Origin of the sequence: Paraburkholderia sediminicola (assembly GCF_902859805.1) — a bacterium.
GTDB lineage: Bacteria > Pseudomonadota > Gammaproteobacteria > Burkholderiales > Burkholderiaceae > Paraburkholderia > Paraburkholderia sediminicola.
Window position 1 is genome coordinate 240,698 of record NZ_CADIKC010000011.1, and the last position, 20,037, is coordinate 260,734.

At 61.2% G+C, this 20,037-nt stretch carries 18 protein-coding genes; 11 read left to right on the forward strand and 7 right to left on the reverse strand.

The genetic code is table 11. The annotated features are described in order from the left end of the window. The first annotated feature begins 81 nt into the window (after nucleotides 1-81). Nucleotides 82-1,389 (forward strand): GTP-binding protein, encoded by a 1,308-nt coding sequence (locus R8871_RS31155; protein WP_175053894.1) that lies wholly within the window; start codon nucleotides 82-84, stop codon nucleotides 1,387-1,389. Between the two features lie 123 nt (nucleotides 1,390-1,512). Here R8871_RS31155 and R8871_RS31160 read toward each other — a convergent pair whose 3' ends face one another. Then, complete coding sequence (locus R8871_RS31160; RefSeq protein ID WP_006050811.1) at nucleotides 1,513-1,791, reverse strand: HU family DNA-binding protein; 279 nt, start codon at nucleotides 1,789-1,791, stop codon at nucleotides 1,513-1,515. A 412-nt stretch (nucleotides 1,792-2,203) separates the two neighbouring features. Between R8871_RS31160 and mnmC the strand changes: the two genes are divergently transcribed. The 7 genes from mnmC to R8871_RS31195 all read left to right on the forward strand — a co-directional run bounded on the left by mnmC (nucleotide 2,204) and on the right by R8871_RS31195 (nucleotide 11,446). Continuing rightward, nucleotides 2,204-4,171, forward strand: coding sequence for a bifunctional tRNA (5-methylaminomethyl-2-thiouridine)(34)-methyltransferase MnmD/FAD-dependent 5-carboxymethylaminomethyl-2-thiouridine(34) oxidoreductase MnmC (gene mnmC / locus R8871_RS31165; RefSeq protein WP_175053895.1), 1,968 nt, complete (start codon nucleotides 2,204-2,206; stop codon nucleotides 4,169-4,171). An 865-nt stretch (nucleotides 4,172-5,036) separates the two neighbouring features. Beyond that, nucleotides 5,037-6,242 (forward strand): cation:proton antiporter, encoded by a 1,206-nt coding sequence (locus R8871_RS31170; RefSeq protein WP_175053896.1) that lies wholly within the window; start codon nucleotides 5,037-5,039, stop codon nucleotides 6,240-6,242. A 140-nt stretch (nucleotides 6,243-6,382) separates the two neighbouring features. After that, nucleotides 6,383-7,498 (forward strand): YbdK family carboxylate-amine ligase, encoded by a 1,116-nt coding sequence (locus R8871_RS31175; RefSeq protein ID WP_175053897.1) that lies wholly within the window; start codon nucleotides 6,383-6,385, stop codon nucleotides 7,496-7,498. Nucleotides 7,499-8,034: 536 nt separating this feature from the next. Next, nucleotides 8,035-8,673 (forward strand): MarR family winged helix-turn-helix transcriptional regulator, encoded by a 639-nt coding sequence (locus R8871_RS31180; protein WP_054042738.1) that lies wholly within the window; start codon nucleotides 8,035-8,037, stop codon nucleotides 8,671-8,673. Nucleotides 8,674-8,801: 128 nt separating this feature from the next. After that, on the forward strand, nucleotides 8,802-9,515 hold the full coding sequence (locus R8871_RS31185) for a glutamine amidotransferase (protein ID WP_175053898.1): 714 nt from the start codon (nucleotides 8,802-8,804) through the stop codon (nucleotides 9,513-9,515). A 73-nt stretch (nucleotides 9,516-9,588) separates the two neighbouring features. Beyond that, a complete protein-coding gene (locus tag R8871_RS31190; RefSeq protein WP_175053899.1) occupies nucleotides 9,589-10,701 on the forward strand; it encodes an NADH:flavin oxidoreductase/NADH oxidase in 1,113 nt (370 codons plus the stop codon). A gap of 220 nt (nucleotides 10,702-10,921) precedes the next feature. Then, nucleotides 10,922-11,446, forward strand: a complete 525-nt coding sequence (locus R8871_RS31195) for an SET domain-containing protein (RefSeq protein ID WP_175053900.1) — start codon at nucleotides 10,922-10,924, stop codon at nucleotides 11,444-11,446. Between the two features lie 89 nt (nucleotides 11,447-11,535). Here R8871_RS31195 and R8871_RS31200 read toward each other — a convergent pair whose 3' ends face one another. Continuing rightward, the gene (locus tag R8871_RS31200) at nucleotides 11,536-13,038 is read right to left on the reverse strand and encodes a sensor histidine kinase (RefSeq protein WP_175053901.1); all 1,503 of its coding nucleotides are present in this window, start codon (nucleotides 13,036-13,038) and stop codon (nucleotides 11,536-11,538) included. 143 nt (nucleotides 13,039-13,181) lie between these two features. Further along, a complete protein-coding gene (locus tag R8871_RS31205) occupies nucleotides 13,182-13,868 on the reverse strand; it encodes a response regulator transcription factor (protein WP_028197606.1) in 687 nt (228 codons plus the stop codon). 195 nt (nucleotides 13,869-14,063) lie between these two features. On the opposite strand from R8871_RS31205, the gene R8871_RS31210 reads away from it, so the two are divergent. Next, a complete protein-coding gene (locus R8871_RS31210; RefSeq protein ID WP_054042765.1) occupies nucleotides 14,064-14,288 on the forward strand; it encodes a DUF3717 domain-containing protein in 225 nt (74 codons plus the stop codon). A gap of 94 nt (nucleotides 14,289-14,382) precedes the next feature. Here R8871_RS31210 and R8871_RS31215 read toward each other — a convergent pair whose 3' ends face one another. After that, nucleotides 14,383-14,727, reverse strand: coding sequence for a 4a-hydroxytetrahydrobiopterin dehydratase (locus R8871_RS31215; RefSeq protein ID WP_281370263.1), 345 nt, complete (start codon nucleotides 14,725-14,727; stop codon nucleotides 14,383-14,385). A gap of 49 nt (nucleotides 14,728-14,776) precedes the next feature. Then, on the reverse strand, nucleotides 14,777-15,667 hold the full coding sequence (gene phhA / locus R8871_RS31220; protein ID WP_217468927.1) for a phenylalanine 4-monooxygenase: 891 nt from the start codon (nucleotides 15,665-15,667) through the stop codon (nucleotides 14,777-14,779). A gap of 148 nt (nucleotides 15,668-15,815) precedes the next feature. Here phhA and R8871_RS31225 point away from each other — a divergent pair, with 148 nt between their 5' ends. Continuing rightward, a complete protein-coding gene (locus R8871_RS31225) occupies nucleotides 15,816-16,307 on the forward strand; it encodes an Lrp/AsnC family transcriptional regulator (RefSeq protein WP_120346414.1) in 492 nt (163 codons plus the stop codon). 89 nt (nucleotides 16,308-16,396) lie between these two features. Here R8871_RS31225 and R8871_RS31230 read toward each other — a convergent pair whose 3' ends face one another. Further along, the gene (locus R8871_RS31230) at nucleotides 16,397-16,933 is read right to left on the reverse strand and encodes a class IV adenylate cyclase (protein WP_175053903.1); all 537 of its coding nucleotides are present in this window, start codon (nucleotides 16,931-16,933) and stop codon (nucleotides 16,397-16,399) included. 375 nt (nucleotides 16,934-17,308) lie between these two features. Continuing rightward, complete coding sequence (locus tag R8871_RS31235) at nucleotides 17,309-18,208, reverse strand: LysR family transcriptional regulator (protein ID WP_175053904.1); 900 nt, start codon at nucleotides 18,206-18,208, stop codon at nucleotides 17,309-17,311. 133 nt (nucleotides 18,209-18,341) lie between these two features. Here R8871_RS31235 and R8871_RS31240 point away from each other — a divergent pair, with 133 nt between their 5' ends. After that, entirely contained in the window at nucleotides 18,342-19,880 is a 1,539-nt protein-coding gene (locus tag R8871_RS31240) for a CoA-acylating methylmalonate-semialdehyde dehydrogenase (RefSeq protein WP_175053905.1), read from the forward strand. Nucleotides 19,881-20,037: the final 157 nt, after the last annotated feature.

Genomic DNA, 20,037 nt, shown 5'->3' on the forward strand with positions numbered 1-20,037 from the left:
GTGTTCGGCCATCTTCTGGCCCCGCAGTCATGCGGCCCCAACCCGGCACGCCTTCCAATCCTCTTGTTTTTCCGTACTGCGATGAACCAGCCGCTATTGCCCGTCACCGTGCTCTCCGGTTTTCTGGGCGCCGGCAAGACCACGCTCCTGAACCACATTCTCGCGAATCGCGCTGGTTTGCGCGTCGCCGTGATCGTCAACGATCTGGCCGCCGTCAATATCGACGCAACGCTCGTGCGCGACGCCGCTGCGCTCTCGCATGTGGAGGAGCAGCTCGTCGAACTGTCGAACGGCTGCATCTGCTGCACGTTGCGGGATGACTTGCTAGTCGAGATCAAGCGGCTTGCCGGTGAAAAGCGCTTCGATGCGATCCTGATCGAGTCGACTGGCGTAGCCGAGCCGATGCCGATCGCCGAAACCTTCACCTTTGTCGACGATGACGGCGTGTCGCTGTCCGATGTTGCACAGCTCGATACGATGGTGACGGTGGTCGATGCGTTCAACTTCCTGCGCGACTACGGTTCAGCCGACGCACTTTCCGAGCGGGGCATCGCCGCAACCGAAGAGGACGATCGGACACTGGTCGAATTGCTGATCGAACAGATTGAGTTCTGCGACGTGCTGGTGGTGAACAAGGCCGATCTGGTCAGTGCCGATGAACTCACGCGTTTGCAGCGCATCCTTGCCCGCATCAATCCGCGCGCCGTGCAGGTGGTGAGCCGTTTCGGCGAAGTGCCGCTAGCCGAAGTGCTGAACACCGGGCGCTTCGATTTCGATGAGGCATCGAGCGCACCGGGCTGGCTGGCGTCGCTCAACGACGAACATGAGCACGACCACGAACACGGTCATGCCCATCACGGCGAAGCCGACGAATTCGGCATCGGCAATTTCATTTACCGCGCGCGGCGGCCGTTTCACCCGGAGCGCCTGTGGGCGTTGCTGCATCAGGAGTGGAAGGGCGTCTTGCGCAGCAAGGGCTTCTTCTGGCTCGCAACGCGTAATGACATCGCCGGTTCGCTGTCGCAGGCGGGTGGCGCTTGCCGGCATGGTCCGGTGGGCATGTGGTGGGCCGCGCAGGATCGCAGCGAATGGCCGGACGGCGATGACGAGCTGGCCGCTGAAATTGCCGCCGACTGGTACGGCGATCCGGACGATCTGAGCATCGGCGATCGCCGCCAGGAACTGGTGATGATCGGCGTCGGCATCGACCCGGCTGTCTGGCAAGCGAAGTTCGACGCGTGCCTCGTGACCGATGAGGAATACGCTGCGGGACCGCAAGCATGGCAACAATTCGCCGATCCGTTCCCGGCATGGGACTTCGACGAAGACGACCATGATCACGATCACGACGGCCATGGCCACGGTGAAATCGTGCACCGCCACGATTAAGCTCGGGCAGCCTTTCCGCCTGGTGTTGACTGTTTAGCCGCGACGCCCGTCGCGGCCAAACAGAAATCGCAGACGAAAAAAAACCCGCCATTGGCGGGTGTCAACTGCCAGGCAGTAATCTGCTTAGCGCTTGTTGACTGCGTCCTTGAACGCCTTACCAGCCGTGAACTTGACGGTCTTGGCGGCCGGGATCTTGATAGTTTCGCCGGTCTTGGGGTTACGACCCGTACGTGCTGCGCGCTTGCCCGAACCGAAGCTGCCAAAGCCGATCAACTGGACCGCGTCACCCTTCGACACAGACTTCTTGATCACTTCAAGCAACGTGTCCAGCGTCTCACCGGTTTGAGCCTTGCTGGCGCCGGTCTGTCCTGCGACGGCGTCGATCAGTTCCTGTTTGTTCATTAAGGTTCCTTTCTGAGTTTAGGTTGACACGAACAGCGCGAACGCGCCGATTATACGTGCGCGGGCCGCGCCGTCGAGCAGCTGCGGCTCCGGATCCCCTCCGGATATAGCGCCGGGCAGTAACTGCCCGTCGGCCGTGCTGCCGCTCCCTTCGCGGCGCTTGCTATGATAGCGCAGCGCAAACCCAATCAGGACAAGGGTTTCGAAGATTTAAGCGGTTCTGGGGCGGATATCGAGGGGAAACCCTTCTTTTTGCTCCTCCCAGAGCCCAATTGGAGGCTGAAACCCAGTATGGACGGGGCTTAGCGTTGGTTTTTGCCAACGTCGCAGCACGTCTTTTTCGCCGCCCGGCGAGCTGCGCGCGCTGGCGGTAACGTCTGACTCGCTCTTTCGAGCGTCATTTCCGCCGCGCATGACCGATCCGCTGATCCCCGCAGTCCTCGCTTTTCGCGACAACGGCACGCCGTTTTCCCCGTTCTACGACGACATCTATCACAGCGCTGTCGGCGGTCTCGAGCAGGCTGAATACGTCTTTCTCCGCGGCAATGGACTGCCGCAACGATGGCAGGGCCGCCGCGTCTTCACCGTGCTCGAAACCGGTTTCGGCATGGGAATCAACTTCCTGATGAGCTGGGCCGCCTGGCGTGCCGATCCGGCGCGCTGCGAACGCTTGCATTTCGTCTCGACCGAGAAGCATCCGTTTACTCAAGCCGATTTGCGCAGCGTCTATGCGAAGACGATTTCAGATCCGGAGATCGCCGCACTAGCAGAAACGCTGGCCGCCGAATGGCCGATGCTCGTCCCCGGTACGCACCGGCTCGAATTCGAAGGCGGGCGAATCACGTTGACGCTGGTATTCGCCGACGCCGCGGAAAGCCTGCCAGCATTGAGATTGCGCGCCGATGCGTTCTATCTCGACGGCTTCGCACCGGCGAGAAACCCCGAAATGTGGACGCCCGCAATCTTCAAGGCGCTCGCCCGGATGGCCGGCGAGGACGCCTCGTTCGCAACCTACAGCAGTGCCGGCGACATCAAACGTGCGTTGACGCAAAACGGCTTTGTGTACCAAAAAATCGACGGCTTCGGTTGGAAGCGCGCGATGCTGGTCGGCCACTTCGCGCCACGCTGGCGCGTGCGCCGTTACGAGCCGCCCGCGCCACTTGAGGTCGATGAACGGCATGCGATCGTGATCGGCACCGGGCTCGCGGGTTGCGCGGCGATCGAGCGTCTGGCCGCACGCGGCTGGCGCGTCACGTCGCTGGAGCGGCACGCGTCGGTGGCTCAGGACGCCTCGGGCAACCCGGCCGGCGTGTTCCACCCCATGATCTCGCGCGACGACAGCGTCGCTTCGCGCGTCACGCGCGCAGGTTTTCTGTACACGCTCAGACGCTGGGCCGCACTCGAACGGCTTGGTTATCGTCCATTGCGCGGCGCGCCAGGGCTGTTGCAGATCGCCGCGGACGACGAAGAAGCACGCTCGATGAGCGAGGCAATCGCCGCGTTCGGTTACCCGGCGGATTATGTGACGCCCGTTTCGCTGAACGAAGCGCAACGGCTTGCAGGCATGCCGCTCGCGCAAAGCGGCTGGCTCTTTGCTCAAGGCGGCTGGATCGACCCGGCGTCGCTTTGCGCCGCGCAGTGCGCCGCCGCGGGCGGGCTGCTCGAACGCCGCTTCGGAGTAGACGTAGCGCGCCTCGGACGATCCGGCAATCAATGGACCGTTTTCGACGCAGCAGGGCAGGCCATCGCGCGCGCGCCGGTGGTCATTGTCGCGAGCGCGCACGACGCCGCGCGGCTCGCCGGTTCTAAGTACGCGCCAACCCGCAGCATCCGCGGCCAGCTAACTTTGCTGCCGCCGGGCACGGTGCCCTCACTCGAGATGCCGGTTATAGGCGAAGGCTACGCGGTCCCACTCGCCAGCGGCATCACACTGACCGGCGCCACCTACGAACTCGACGACCCCGATACCGTGTTGCGACCGGATGGCCATCTGGAAAACCTTGAGCGTGTCGCGCAGATGCTGCCGGCCTTTGACGGTGTCATCGACCCGGCGCAGGCGGCCGCGCTCGACGGGCGCGTCGCGTTTCGCTGCGTCACAAGCGACCGGATGCCGATGATCGGCAACTTCCCCGACGAAGCCGCCTCGGCACGCGACGCCCTGCGCCTGCGTGGCGCATGGCCGCTCGATCTGCCACGCGTCGACGGTTTGTACGGCGCGTTCGCTTACGGTTCTCGCGGCCTGGTATGGGCCGCACTTGGAGCGGAGTTGATCGCCTCGCAAATCGAAGGTGAGCCGTGGCCGCTCGAACGGGACTTGGCCGAAGACATCGATCCTGCCCGCTTCCTTTTGCGTGCGTTGCGCCAGGGCACGGTGAGTTAACCTGTAGTTAACCTGCAGTTAACCGCGCGCGCGGAACACCAGCAACGAGAAAGAGTTATCCACCGAAACTTGTGGATAACCGCGCCGTTTACCGGCGCAACTCATGTGGAACCGTTGTGGACGTAAACGGGGTAACTCTGCCGCGCTCGAAAATCGCGAAAAGTTACCCTTGTATACCCGCTGCAGCCGCACACGCTGTGCATCCTGTTATGCGAGCGGCAAGCCGATGAATTGATTCGGTAAACCGGGGTTATCCACAGAAAACGAGGCACCTTGTTAACTGTTACTACGTATACATACAGTAAACCTGTAAACAGAAAGGCCGTGCCGGAATCGAGCGCAATCGTTGAGCCCGAGGGGTCGAAAGTTGGAGGAAAACACCTCTGGCCGTGTCCCAGGAAACACATCTGCAACGTCAGATCTGTACGCTATGAGAGCCCGACCCGGTTTTAAAACGGTCGCTTTTTCCTCATCTCGCGAAGATGACGTACGTTTTTACCGTTTTGCCTGCATGTTCCTGTCTTTTCGGTCAAGTCTGAAAAAGCTATGGCACAATCGCCGTTCTTTTCCGCGTCGTGCCTCGCCGCTGGCCGCACACGCTGCAATGGAACGGTGCCGCGCAATCAGAATCTGATTCAAAGTCGACGGCGTTCTTTCACCGTGCCGGGCCGGTAGCTACGGCCGCCCCCAGAATGCGCTGCGCCCCGTGCGGCAGCGGCACATTCAGATCATCCGATCGTTGAAAACTCGCAACGCGGGTCACGCGAAGCGATCGCGACAGTGAACGCCTCATGCGTTCATCCGCTCGCCGGTGTTTGCGCCGGTTCGTGTTGTCTGCCGTTGCTGCCAAGGAGAACCCATCACGATGAAGTCGGCGTTTTCATTTTTCCCAGCCTGGCCACTCACACCCGACGCCATTTTTTGGGCTGGTCTTGCATTGCTCGCCGCGGGTCTGTGCGGTGAACTGTGCTATCGCGCATGGCGTTTGCCGCGCATTTCCGGGTATGCGGTCATCGGTCTGGTAGCCGGCGCAGCCGGTTTCGGCGTGATCGACGCCGATTCCGCAAGCGCCGCGCGGCCATTGCTCGACGTAGCGCTCGGTTTGTTGTTGTTCGAACTGGGTAGCCGGCTCGATCTGCGCTGGATTCGCCGCAATCCCTGGCTGATTCTGTCGAGCATCGCCGAAGCCACGCTGACGTTCGCGCTGGTTTTGCCGGTTTTGTTATTCCTGAAAGTGCCGCTGATCGTAGCGACGGTGCTTGCCGCAATTGCCATGGCCACTTCGCCGGCCATGGTGATCCAGCTCAAAACGGAGCTACGCGCGGAAGGCCAGGTGACCCAACGTCTGTTGACCCTTACCGCACTGAACAGCATGTATGCGGTGGTGGTCGAAAAGCTTGTCTCGAGCTGGCTGCATCAGGAGGTTTACGGCAACGTCTACGCCACGATTCTGCAGCCGCTGTATTTGCTGGTCGGATCGCTCGTGCTGGCCTATCTGCTGGCGCGCACCTGCACGTTTTTTTATCGTCGTCTGAACATGCAGGACGAGCATTCGTTCGTCGCGCTGTTCGGCCTCGTGTTGCTCGCCATTGCGGTGGCGCATGTGTTCAAGCTTTCCACCATTCTCGCGTTGCTGGCCGCGGGCATCATCGTGAAGAATCTTGAGGCGCGTCCGCAGTTGTGGCCAGAACATTTCGGCACGGCCGGCTGGTTGTTGACCGTGATTCTGTTCGTCCTGACGCTGACTTCGTTCGAATGGAAAGACATCGCGCTTGGCGGTGTCGCGGCGCTGGGTCTGATTGTTGCGCGTCTGGTTGCGAAACTGGTCGGCGTGATGGCTTTCGCCAAACCGAGCGGTTTGAACTGGAAGCAGGGCATGGCGCTTGGTTTGTCGTTATCGCCCATGTCGGCGCTCGCGTACCTGCTCGTCGACGATACCTACAACCTCTATCCGAATTTCGATCCGCAACTGCGCGCGATCGTGATGTGTTCCATTTTCGTGCTGCAAATTCTCGGGCCGTGGCTCGTGTACCGCAGCCTGGCGCTGGTGGCTGAACGGCGCGAAGACTAAGCGCACGGTCGGGGCACGCCGCTGTCCAATGCTTCATGCGCCTGATTTGCACGCTTTATCCAACTTATTCGATTCAAAAACGGCCAGATGTGTGACACAGACATGTGACACACATCGGCCGACCTGACTCAGGGGACGCCATGTCACTCGAACCCTTCATCGATTCGAAACCGTTCACTTTCGGTGTCGAACTCGAGATGCAGATCGTCAATACGCACGACTATGATCTGACCAAAGCCGGCTCGGATCTGATGCGCCTCATCAAGGACGAAAAGATTCCCGGCAACATCACGCCGGAAATCACGGAAAGCATGATCGAGCTGTCGACCGGTATCTGCACGACGCATGAACAGGCCGTCACCGATTTGCGCAAGATTCGCGACACGCTGGTTTCCGCAGCCGACCATCTGAACGTCGGCTTGTGCGGCGGCGGCACGCACGCATTCCAGCAATGGAGCGAAAGGCAAATCGTCGATACGCCACGCTTTCAGTATCTTTCCGAGTTGTACGGTTATCTTGCCAAGCAGTTCACGGTGTTCGGCCAGCACGTGCATATCGGCTGTCCGGATCCGAACAGCGCGCTGTATCTGCTGCATTCGATGTCGCGCTTCATCCCGCATTTCATCGCGTTGTCCGCTTCGTCGCCGTTCGTGCAAGGCGTCGACACCGGTTTTCATTCGGCACGACTGAATTCCGTGTTCGCGTTCCCGCTGTCGGGTCGTGCGCCGTTCGTGTTGACGTGGGATAGCTTCGAGGAATATTTCTCGAAGATGGTCCACACCGGCGTGGTCAACAGCATGAAGGATTTTTACTGGGACATCCGGCCGAAGCCCGGTTTCGGCACGATCGAAGTACGGGTGATGGACACGCCGTTTTCGGTGGATCGCGCCGCGGCGATTGCCTGCTACATCCAGACGCTTGCGCGGCATCTGCTGCTCGACAAGCCGATTGTGCCGAAGGAAGACGATTACCTCGTCTACACGTTCAACCGCTTCGAAGCATGCCGCTTCGGTCTCGCCGGCAACTGCATCAATCCGCAAACGAGCGAACGCAAGACGATTTCCGAAGACATCCTCGAAACGCTGGATCTGATTGCACCGCACGCCGAAGCATTGGGTTCAGGCAACGCGCTCGCCGAAATCGGTGCAATTGCGCGCGGTCAGGTCAATGACGCGACGTGGCTGCGGGGCGTCTTCGATCAGGAAAAGTCCTTGCATGAAGCTGTCAGACAGCAGTGTCTGCAGTGGCGAGCCTAGGCAGATAGAGGATTGCTTACGTTAAACCGTAAGGAAGACCCGCCTCGTGCGGGTTTTTTTTCGTAAATAAATTTCCAGCTCGCAGGCCTTCAGGTTTTTCTAAAGTTTACGCATACAAACGTAGTAGTAGTTAACAAGCATTGCATCTGCCTGTGGACAACTGAATAATTCCCTGAAAAGTCAAAGTGCTACGTAAACCATAACCGGGCTGATCCGAGGCGCATCGGCGCCGGTAAACGAGGACAACTTCAGTAAGGAAAGAGGGGGCAAGTTGCTTATCAAGAAACGGCGCACACGCCATCCCCTGTGTTTTCCCATGGTTATCCACAGCTTGCATTGGATAACTTAGCTGTACGATTGGCCGGTCTCGCATAGAATGTCGTTTCATCTGCCTTTGGCTTGCAAGGCGGTAAATTTTTGAGATAGTAGAAACCGTCTCGTCTGCTTCACGGCGAGGCTACCCCACACAGGCTACGGGCGTGTTTGGCAGCGGTTCGCCGACATCGTTCGCAAGCTTAATAAACCAAACGAAGATTATGAGCGAAGGCGTATACGGAGAACAGGCAACCGGGCGAGTGACCCACAGCCTATTGCGATTGAGCACGGCCATGCGGAGCCAGGCTTGGGAATGGGCGGAAGGCGCAGGCCTTACGCCGACCCAGGGCGAAATCCTGGTCTTGCTGATGCAACGCAAGGGCCCGATGCGTCTTGGCGAAATTGCCCGTGAAACGGCCCTGACCGCCGCGACCACCAGCGATGCCGTGAGCACGCTCGAGACCAAAGGTCTGGTTGAAAAGCGCCGCGCCCTCGACGACGGCCGCGCCCTCGCGGTCCGTCTGACGGCACGTGGCCGTACCGCCGCGAAGCGCGCTGCGCAGTGGCCGGACTTCCTGGCCAAAGCGGTCGGCACGCTGCGCGACGAAGAGCAGACGCTGTTCTATCGCACGCTGCTCAAGACCATCCATCAACTGGAAGCGCAAGGCACGATTCCGCCGCACCGCATGTGCCTGAGCTGCTCGCATTTTGAGCCGAGCAAGAATCCGAAGAAGACGCCGCACCACTGCGCGCTGCTCGACATGAAGATGTCGGATACGGATCTGCGTCTCGATTGCTCGGTGTACGAAGTGGCCGACGTCGCTACCCAAAAGAAGACCTGGAAGATCTTCGCCCAATAAGGCGGCTTCTCCTGGGACAATCCGTTACACTGCCAAGCCGTGTTCCGGCGGGCGGCGATTGCCGTCCGCCGGCCGGTTCGCGCCGTGTAGCGGCAAGTCTTTAGGCAACCTGAAGGTGGGACAGGCTGATGAATCGGGAAGTTCTGGCCATTCGCCACGTGCACTTCGAGGATCTGGGCAGTCTTGAACTGGAGCTTGGCGAGCGGGGGCGCCCGGTGCGCTATCTCGACGTCGGCGTTGGCCGTATCGAAGCGCCGGACCCGGTTGCCGCATCGCTCATGGTCGTGCTCGGCGGCCCGATCAGCGCAACTGACGACGCGCTTTACCCAACGCTTGTCCCATTGCTGTCGATGATCGAAAAGCGCATCGCTGCCGGGCTGCCGACGCTCGGCATCTGCCTCGGTGCGCAACTGATCGCGCGTGCGCTCGGTGCACGCGTCTATCCCGCAGGCCATACCGAACTCGGCTGGACACCGCTCACGCTCACCGATGCGGGCCGCGCCTCGCCGGTGCGTCATCTGGACGGCGCACACACGTCGATGCTGCACTGGCACGGCGACACCTTCGATCTGCCCGACAACGCCACACGTCTCGCCTCGACGCCTGCCTGCGAAAATCAGGCCTTCGCCTGGGGCAGCCATGTGCTGGGTCTGCAGTGTCATCCGGAGATTCGCGCTGACCGGTTCGAGCCCTGGTTGATCGGCAACGCCGGTGAAATCGCCGGCCACGGTATCGATGCTCGGCAGTTGCGGGCCGAGACCGCACAGTTCGGTCCGACACTGGAAGCCGCCGCGCGCCGGATGTTCGCCGAGTGGCTCGATCAGGTCGAGCCGAAACCCTGATCCGCTCAAGCCTGCAGACAATCATTCGCGGTGCTATGCTCGATCGCTCTCGGGTTTCTACTGGGCGTAATCCATGAGCGCGCTTTTTTCTCCGCTCACGCTGCGTAGCGTGACGCTTCCCAACCGTATCGTCGTCTCCCCAATGTGCCAGTATTCCGCCGAACGCGGCGAGGCGACGGCATGGCACATGATCCATCTCGGCAGTCTCGCGCTATCCGGCGCCGGCATGTTGTGCATCGAGGCGACCTCCGTTGAACCGGATGGCCGCATCACGCCGGGCGATCTCGGACTGTGGGACGACACGACCGAAGCCGCGCTGAAGCCGGTCCTGGCTGCGATCCGCAAGCATTCGTCGATTCGCGTCGCCATGCAGTTGTCGCACGCAGGGCGCAAGGCGTCGAGCCATGTGCCCTGGGAAGGCGGGCAACTGATTCCGGTGTCGCAAGGCGGCTGGCTGCCGCATGCGCCGTCGGCCTTGCCGCACAAGGCAGGTGAAGAGCCGCCGCTCGCGCTCGACACGCCCGCACTGAACCGGATTCGCGAAGCGTTCGCGGCCTCCGCGCGTCGCGCCGCGCGCCTCGGCATCGATGCTCTTGAAGTGCACGCGGCACATGGCTATCTGCTGCACCAGTTTCTGTCGCCGATCGCCAATCAACGCAGCGACGATTACGGCGGTTCGCTGGAAAACCGGATGCGCTTTCCGCTCGAAATCTTCGACATCGTGCGCGCCGCTTTTCCCGCTGACAAACCGGTCGGCGTGCGCGTCTCGGCCACCGACTGGGTCGACGGCGGCTGGACGCTCGAGGACACGATCGCGTTCGCGCAGGAGTTGAAAAAACGCGGCTGCGACTGGATCGACGTGTCGTCCGGCGGTGTTTCGCCATTGCAGAAGATTCCACTTGAGCCGGGCTATCAGATTCCTTTCGCGCGGGCCGTCAAACAGGCAACGGGCCTGACAACCATCGGCGTGGGTCTGATTACCGATCCGTTGCATGCCGAACAACTCATCGAAGAAGGCGATGCCGATCTGATCGCATTGGCTCGCGCGTTACTCTACAACCCTCGTTGGCCGTGGCACGCGGCGGCGCAACTCGGCGCGACCGTCGAAGCGCCGCCGCAGTACTGGCGTTCGCAACCGCGCGAGCAAAAAGCCCTGTTCGGCGATATTTCGTTCGGACAACGGTGAAGCACCCAACGCGCCTTGTGTGCGCACGTCTTATTGACGGTTGAAGGAAGCCGTCTTGAGCGTGTAGGATGCCGGATGTGGCGCATGAGCGTCGCAAGTCGACGCGGCGCTCGCAAGGCGCCGCGTTTGCTATCCGCGTCGGAAAAAGCAGCGCGTTAGACGCGGGCATTTCTGACGGCTGCCGGATCTTCACCCCTAGTTCTTCACAAGGATTCATTCAATGAGTTCACGCAGGATCGCCGTGCGCCGTTCGGGTGTGCACGGCAAAGGCGTGTTTGCCACCGAGCCGATTGCGGCCGGCGAACGGCTGATCGAATACAAGGGTGAGCGGATCTCCTGGAAAGAAGCGTTGCGCCGTCATCCGCACAATCCGGACGAACCGAATCACACGTTCTACTTCGCGCTCGACAGCGGCAAGGTGATCGACGGCAAAGTGGACGGCAACAGCGCGCGCTGGATCAACCATTCGTGCGCGCCGAACTGCGAAGCCGAAGAGATCGACGGTCACGTGTACGTACACGCGCTGCGCGACATCGCCGAGGGTGAGGAAGTCTTTTACGACTATGGCCTCGTCATCGACGCGCGCCAGACCAAGAAGCTCAAGAAGGAATATGAATGCCGCTGCGGCGCGCGCAAGTGCCGCGGCACGATGCTGGCGCCGGCGGAGAAAGAGAAGGGCGCTTCGAAATCCGACAAGACGGTGAAGAAGGCGAAGACGTCCGCGAAAAAAGCGAAGAAGAAATGAAACGCGGGCTGCCTGAGTTGAGATTAAGTGAACTCAAGGCAGCCCGTGGCAGTACATTAATCGACTACAAAGTCATAGCGACTACAAAGTCATAGATCGATCGGCGCCGAGTGCGCCGATTTTTTTGCCGGACGCCGCACTTCCGGATCGGCTTCGTGCTGCACGCTGACCGGTACCAGCGGAATACGCACGATAAAGCGCGCACCGCCTTCCGGCGCGTCTTCGTAATGCACGCTGCCGTGATGCAGCACCATGATGTCGTGAACAATCGCGAGACCGAGGCCGGCGCCGCTATCTACGCCGGCGTCGCTCTGACCGTCGCCGCGGAAGAACCGTTTGAACAGATCGGCTTGCTGCGTGAGCGGCACGCCCGGGCCGTTGTCTTCGACGACGATCTCGGCCATGCGGCGATTATCGATCACGGATCGCGACACCGTCACGGTGATGCGGCCGCCATCGAAACGGGAAGGCGGCACGTACTTGAGCGCGTTATCCAGCAGGTTGGCGATCACTTCGTGCAGCAGCACGGGATTGCCGCGCGCCATCAGCGGCTGATCGTTACCCGGATCGTCGAGGCGCTGGAAGCCGAGGTCGACGTGGAAAGTCAGCGCGCGCGGCACCCATTCCGCACCCGTATCGAAGGCGAGCGCAGCCATATCCACGGTGACGAAACGTGCGGCCTGTTCACCCGGCTCTGCGCGCGCCAGCGAAAGCAGCTGGTTCGACAGCCGCACGGCGCGGTCGGCTGCGGCGCGCAGTTCACGGACCGCGGCGAGCGTTTGCTGCGGATCACGCGCGACGGCGGCCTGTTCCGCGTGCAGCTTGACGGCGGTAAGCGGCGTGCGCAGCTGATGCGCGGCGTCGGCGATAAATTTGCGCTGGCCGTCGAGGGCGGTTTTCAGGCGGTCGAGCAGCGCGTTCAATGCGCCGGTGAGCGGCCGGATCTCAACCGGAACATAGGTCTCATCGACCGGTTCGAGCGACGTGTGGGTCTGCCGGTTCAGCGAGTCCGCGAGATCGGTCAGCGGATTGAGCTGCTGATTGACGACCCGCCACACGATCACCCAGCCCGCTAACAGCAGCAACAGCAGCGGCATCATGATCGCGACCAGAAACTCTGCGGCGATCTGAAACCGGTGATGCACCGGCTGACCCACTTCGACGACGATTGGATTGCCGGAGGGCTGATCGACGCGCACCTGGGCCACGCGCACCGTCACACCCTGGTGCTGCGTTTCGAATACGTACGCGTAATGCATGCGCCGCACGCTCGTGCCTTGCAGCGGGAGATTATGGTCGCCGGCGATTTCGGTTTCGCCGTTGCTGATCCGATAAACGAGTTGTTCGACCGGATCGGAGAACATGGCCTGCGCGAGCGGCGGCACCGTCACCTTGGCGTCGGGGCCAGCAATCTGGATCTGTTTCGAGATTGCGGTAGCAAGATCGGCGAGCGAGCGGTCGACGACGTGCTGCGTGTATTGCCACGCCAGCCAGTAAGCGATCAGGCCGCTCATCAGGGCGAGCAGCGAAAGGGGAGCAGCGAGGCGCCGCAGCAGCGTGCGGCGCAGACTATTGGCGGCCGGCTGGGGCATGATCGAACGCGCGGGAAAGGAGCAGCGGTGTAAAGCACCGTAGCACCGTGAAAATTCGCCGTATGCCGGCGAATTGCGCACCGAGTGCGCGGCGCCGGCCCGGCGCTGTCAAGCCGCAATTGAGATTGCGGCCCTTGCAACGATTATGCGGCCTGACGGATTTCCTGCAACAGGTAACCGAAGCCGCGCACCGTGACGATTTCGACACGGCAGTTTTCGAGCTTTTTACGCACCCGGTGCACATAGACTTCGATCGCGGTGTCGCCGAGATCGCCGCCGAAGTGCGTCAGATGGTCTTGCAACTGAGCCTTGCTGACCACGCGGCCGTGGCGCAACAGCAGCATTTCGAGCACCGCGAATTCACGCGGCGACAGCTCGAGCGGCTTGTCGTCGTTGAAAATGCGGCGATCGACGCCCGACAGACGCACACCGCCCAACGACACTTCCGGACGCGGCATGTCGCCATGCGGGCCGCTGCGGCGCATCACGGCGCGGATGCGCGCTTCGAGTTCGGTGGGTTCGAACGGCTTCAGCATGTAGTCGTCCGCGCCGGAATTCAGGCCTTGCACGCGGTCGTTCAACTCGTCGCGCGCGGTGAGGATGATCACCGGCGTGTGACGATTGCTCTGACGGAAGCGCGCGAGCAGAGTCATGCCGTCGATACCGGGCAGGCCCAGATCGAGGATCACCAGTTCGTGGCGGTTTTGGGTGAGGGCCTGTTCGGCGAAAATGCCGTCATGGACCATGTCGACGGTGAAGCCGGCTTGTTCGAGACTACTTTGGATGCCGCGTGCGATGGGGCGGTCATCTTCGATCAGAAGGAGTCGCATGGATTTCGCTCAAGTACAATGGTTTTAGGCGTTTGGGCAAGCGGTTCGCCGGGGCGCCTGCTGCACAGGCAGCGTGCCGCGTGGCCGTGCCGAACTGGCACAAGGCAGCCACGAAACAGCTATCGAGCAGCCATGAAGTAGCCTAAAAGCAGCCCAAAAGCAGCCATCAAGCAGCCACTGAGCGACCACGAAGTCATGTCCGAGATAACGATCCACGAACTGGAAGCCGCGATCAACTTCTGGCGCGCCCGCTCACCTTCGAGCGGCGACGAACTCGTTCTGTGCAAGGAGGCAAGCGCGCTCTCCAAGCCGTATGCGCTGATGATTGTACAGCGTCAGCAGACGCTATCACCGGATCGTTTAGACGGGTTTGCCAGACAAGCGTGGGATTCTTACGTGCGCCTTAATAATAGCCTGTAGAACTGAAGGTTTGAGCGCCAGATTGCCTGCAATGCCCTTTCATTACCGTCAAATCGTTCGATGCAGAGTGCATCGAGGCATCTGATCGCTTGTATTACGCAGTAATACTGTCGATAAATCGGGCCAATTTGATGTCCCGCTCGGTCACGCCATTGGCCTCGTGCGTCGACAGGGTGATCTCCACCTTGTTGTACACGTTGAACCATTCCGGGTGGTGGTCCATTTCCTGCGCCTTGATCGCCACGCGTGTCATGAAGCCGAATGCTTCGTTGAAGTCGGTGAATTTGAAGTGGCGCTGGATCGCGTCGCGCCCCGCCACGGCTTGCCAGCCGCGCAGTTCGGCGATCTGGGTGGCGCGTTCTTCGGAAGTCAATTTGTTAATCATGGTGCTACCTCGTTGATCTGAACAGGCGCGCCGGCAGGCATGCGCCTCCGCTATTTTTTCACGGATGCCATCGGCCTGCTGCCGGCCGGCTCAGGCTGTGTTGTCAGATATCGCCGTCGGCTTGCCAGCCTTCCTGCGAGCCGTGCGTGATCACGCGATCTTGCTCGAGCACGTCGCCCGCCGCGAATGCCGGCTCTGTAGCCAGCTTCGCCAGCAGCGGCGCGAAATCGGTTTGCGCGACGCCGAACAACTGCGCGAAGTCGTCGATCACGAAGTAGGTTTTCTGGAACGTGTCGATGCGGTAGCGCGTGCGCATCACCCGTTCGAGGTCGAAGCCAAGCCGGTTCGGCGCCGCGCTTTGCTGGCTGTAGAGCGTCTCGCCTTTGCTCGAGACGATGCCGGCGCCGTAGATCTTTACGCCGTTCGGACTCGCCGCGTCGCGGATCAGGCCGAACTCGACGGTGTACCAATAGAGCCGGGCAAGCAGCGGCAGGGCGCCGGCATCATTGGCGGCAAGCGCGGCGCGACCGTACGCGTGCATGTAGTCCGCGAATACCGGATTGATCAGCAGCGGGACGTGGCCGAACAGATCGTGAAAACAGTCCGGCTCCTGCAGATAATCGAGTTGGTCCGGGCGGCGCATCCACCATGTCACCGGAAAGCGACGGTTCGCCAGATGCTCGAAGAACACCTGGTCGGGCACGAGTCCCGGCACGGCGACGATTTGCCAGCCAGTCGCCGGCGTCAGCTTGGCGTTGATTTCGTCGAACGAAGGCACGCGGTCGTGCGGCATGCCGATACAGTCGACGCCTGCCAGAAACTCGTCGCACACACGGCCCTTGAGCAACGCGGTCTGGCGTGCATAAAGCTGCTGCCATACAGCGTGGTCGACCGCGCCGTAGCGTTCGGTCGGCTGGTCGATGGTGAAGTCGGCACGGGTTTCGAGGCCGGCGTCGAATTGCTCTTTGAGTTTGGCGGTGTTGGCGGTGGACATGATGCTGCGCGCTCTACGGTGTCTGCGGGTTGAAACGGTGATGCAAGTGTAGAGCGGAGGACGTGCGGAATGGGCGCAATGATGGCGTTATGGCATGCCAGTATGCAATAATCGTGCATCAATTGCCGATTTAATGCGGATATCAATCATGTTAGAACTCGATCACTTCGATCTCGCGCTGCTGGACGTGCTTCAGCGCTTCGGCCGGGCCACGCATCAGCAATTGGCTGAGCAGGTGCCGCTGTCACCGTCGCAGATCGGGCGCCGCTTGCAGCGCCTGGAGCAGGTGGGTGTGGTGGACGGCTATCGTGTCGTGCTGCGCCCGGAAAAACTCGGGCTCGGCGTGACGGCGTTCACGAGTCTGAAGTTGAAGCATCACGGCGACTCGATCATCGAGCAGTTCCAGCAACAGATCGAGGTGCTGCCAGAAGTACTGGAATGTCACGCGGTGGTCGGCGATGCCGATTATCTGCTGCGCATCGTCGCGCCCGATCTGAACTATCTGTCGACGTTTGTGATGAAGAAGTTGATGCGTGTGCCGGGCGTCGACAGCGTGCGCTCCAACATCGTGTTGACCACGTTCAAGCGCAATGGGCCATTGCCGCTCGGTCATCTGTCGCCGGGGGCGGCCGCCGTTTGATGCGGGGGCTTCCCGGGGTTTCAGGTGTCGGGGGTATGAAGGGCCGCGGTTACCGGATTGACGTCGCCGCGACCCGTGATGCTTAAGTTTTACGCAGCCTGCTTCGGCTCGCTTTCCGGGCTGAGCAAATCCACATAGGCCACCGCCACCAGGTCCGATTCCGGCACGCCGAGGGTCTGGAACATCGCGTGTGCTTCGGCGTGGCCGCCTTCTTCGTCGTCGTCCTGAGCGAGCAGCACTTCGAGTTCGATGAAGTCGCCGAGACCGTCGACGCGGTCCAGATGGATCCGCGTACGGCCTGTCAGATAAACGTGACGTTCCTTCGTGACGATGCCCCGCGTGGTCAGCGCCGTGGCGAGCAGCGCGTGCATCGCTTCAGGGTTGGTCACCGGGCTGCGCGTGTAATACGACGCCTTCGGACCGTCGCGGTCGTCGCGCTGGTAGAAGATCAGTTCGGCCGGCGTGCCGTCGTCGAACTGGCGCAGCTTCAGGCGGCCCCGCGGCACGTCGTAGAAAAAGTCCTGCTGGCGGAAGATCAGCGGCGCGTCCGGTGCAAGCTTCGCGGCGCGTTCGCGCAGTTGTTCGAAATGCTGGGCGCGGGCTTTGATTTCAATGTTGCGTGCCATGTCAGGCTCCTGTCGAAGGATGGCGTGGTCGGCAGCTTCCGGTGTTGCCGGGGCGAAGCTGCCGGGAAGGACGAAGTCAGACGGAACAGAAACGATGCGGGGCCGGCGCGTGAGCGCGAACCCTCAATCTAACAAAAAGTGCGTGACGGTGTGGTTTCAGATGACGGGGCCAGCAAATACGGGCGTCGAAATGAACCTCGATTGACTGCCCGCGAGCTTGCTCCGCTTGCGCCACCGGGCGAAAGCGGTCTGCGAGGACAGGCGCAGACATGGCAATCGGTCGCATGGTGCGCGGCTGTCATGAGAACGGCTCATATCGCCCTTGCGGGTGTGGTGCCCCGGAGGCGTGGGTCCACGCCGGCCCTCTTGCCATCCTCAAGTCGCCCATTGCTGCTCGATCAGCTTCAACGCCGCCGCAATCGCCGGTTCGTCTTTCCGCTCCGCGAGCGTAATGAAGCTGAGCTGGGTCGGCACGGTGACGCCTTCGACAATGGTCAACGCGTGGGCATGCGCTTCGGCGATCGCGGTGGCATCGCGCGCGAGCGTCAGACCGACGCCTGATTTGACCAGATCGAGCATCGACGGCTCCTGATCCACTTCCGCCACCTTAACCGGTTTGACGCCGGCCTCACCAAAGCAGCGCGACAACAACCGATTGTGCGCGGATGCGGGCGGCGTCCAGATCCACGGCAGTGAGGCGAGCGAACGCCAGTCACGCGCGCCCTTCACGCGATCTTTCCAGCCCGCCGGCGCCAGCACGCGGTACTGAAAATGCGTGAGCGTGAGGGCGTGAAAGACAGCGCCGTCGCGGGCATCGTCATCGGATGGAAGGCCGATGTAGTAACCCACATCCAGTTCACCCGCCCGCACCTGTTCGAGCACCCAGCCCGACATCCCGTGGCGTAAAGCCGTTTCGATGCGCGGCCAGGTTTCCACCAGTTGCTTGAGAAAGCCGCCGAGGCGCAGAAAGGCCGGATCGAGAATCGTGCCGATCCGCAAGCGGCCGCGCACCTCGTGGCGCAGCGACGCCGCCGCGCGCTGCACGTCGCTCGCCGCGCCCAGCGCACGTTCGGCGTGGGGCAGGAGGGCCTGACCGTCGCGTGTCAGCGAAAGCCCGTGCGAGGTCCGCGTGAACAGCGTCACGCCGAGCGTCTCCTGCAAATGCTTGATTTGCAGGCTGACGGCAGGTTGGGTCAGGTGAAGTTGCACCGCGGCACGCGTGAGGTTGCCCTCGCGCGCCACCGTGACGAACGCCCGTAGCAGAGTCAGATCCATATCCTGATATTAGCTCGGCTTATAGCGCAGTTGAGCATTACTCATTGGATTTGTCGCCCCGAAGCGCCGTACGCTTGCGTTCATCAAGCCGTTCGCGGTGGGCGGAAGACCTTCATAGGAAGAGGACAAGAACATGAGCGAGACATATCAGGACGAGGCTGTCCGGAGCGAGACGAGCGCACGCGCGCTGACCCATTTCATCAACGGCAAGATGGTCGAGGGCACGAGCGGCCGCTTCGGCGACGTCTTCAATCCCGCGCTTGGCAGCGTGAGCGCACGCGTGCCGCTGGCGAGCGTCGCTGAGGTGGACGCGGCGGTGGCGGCCGCCGGTGCCGCGTTTCCTGCATGGAGCGAAACCGCGCCGATCAAGCGGGCGCGCGTGTTGTTCAAGTTCAAGGAATTGCTCGACCGTCACCATGACGAACTGGCGGAGTTGATCACGCGTGAGCACGGCAAGGTGTTTTCCGATGCGAAGGGCGAAGTGATGCGTGGCATCGAGATCGTCGAGTTTGCGTGCGGCATTCCGAATCTGCTGAAGACCGACTTCACCGACCAGATCGGCGGCGGCATCGACAACTGGAATCTGCGTCAGCCACTGGGGGTGGTTGCTGGCATTACGCCGTTCAATTTTCCGATGATGGTGCCGTGCTGGATGTTCCCGGTCGCGATTGCATGCGGCAACACGTTCGTGCTGAAGCCATCGGAGCGTGATCCGTCGGCATCGAACCGTCTAGCTGAGTTGTTCAAGGAAGCCGGGCTGCCGGACGGCGTGTTCAACGTCGTGCACGGCGACAAGGTCGCGGTGGATGCGTTGCTCGTGCATCCCGAGGTGAGCGCATTGTCGTTTGTTGGCTCGACGCCGATTGCCGAATACATCTATACGGAAGGCACGAAGCACGGCAAGCGCGTGCAGGCTTTGGGCGGGGCGAAGAATCACCTCGTGGTGATGCCGGACGCGGATCTCGATCAGGCGGTCGATGCGTTGATTGGCGCTGCGTATGGTTCCGCTGGCGAGCGGTGCATGGCGATTTCGGTGGCGGTTGCGGTCGGGCATATTGCCGATGAACTGATCGAGCGACTGACGCCGCGAGTGAAGAGCCTGAAGATTCTGAACGGCATGGAATCGGAAGCTGAGATGGGGCCGTTGGTGACGGCGGCGCATCGCGAGAAAGTGGCGGGTTATATCGATGCAGGTGTCGCGGCGGGTGCGAAGCTGGTGGTCGATGGGCGTGGTCACCAGGTGGCCGGACATGAGAAGGGGTTCTTTCTCGGCGGCACGTTGTTTGACGATGTCTCGACCGACATGAAGATTTATCGCGAGGAGATTTTCGGTCCCGTGTTGTGTGTTGTGCGCGTGCCGGATTTTGCTTCTGCTGTTGAGTTGATTAACGCTAACGAGTTTGCCAATGGAGTGTCGTTGTTTACCTCCGACGGTGGCGTGGCTCGGACGTTTTCGCGGCAGATCCAGATTGGGATGGTTGGGATTAATGTGCCGATTCCTGTGCCTATGGCGTGGCATTCTTTTGGTGGGTGGAAGAAGTCCCTCTTCGGGGATCACCATGCGTATGGGGAAGAAGGTGTGCGGTTTTATACACGCTACAAGAGCGTTATGCAGAGGTGGCCCGATAGTATTGGGAAGGGGGCTGAGTTCACTATGCCAGTGGCGAAGTAGTTTTTTTGTCTGCGCGACGCTTGTTGTCTGTGTTCTTGGGGCTTTGGCCTTTCCTTGTTTTGTTAGTGGTCTATTAGCGTTGCCCCTGTGCGGGGCGGCACCTACTTTTCTTTGCTTGCCGCAAAGAAAAGTAGGCAAAAGAAAGCGGCTCAAACCG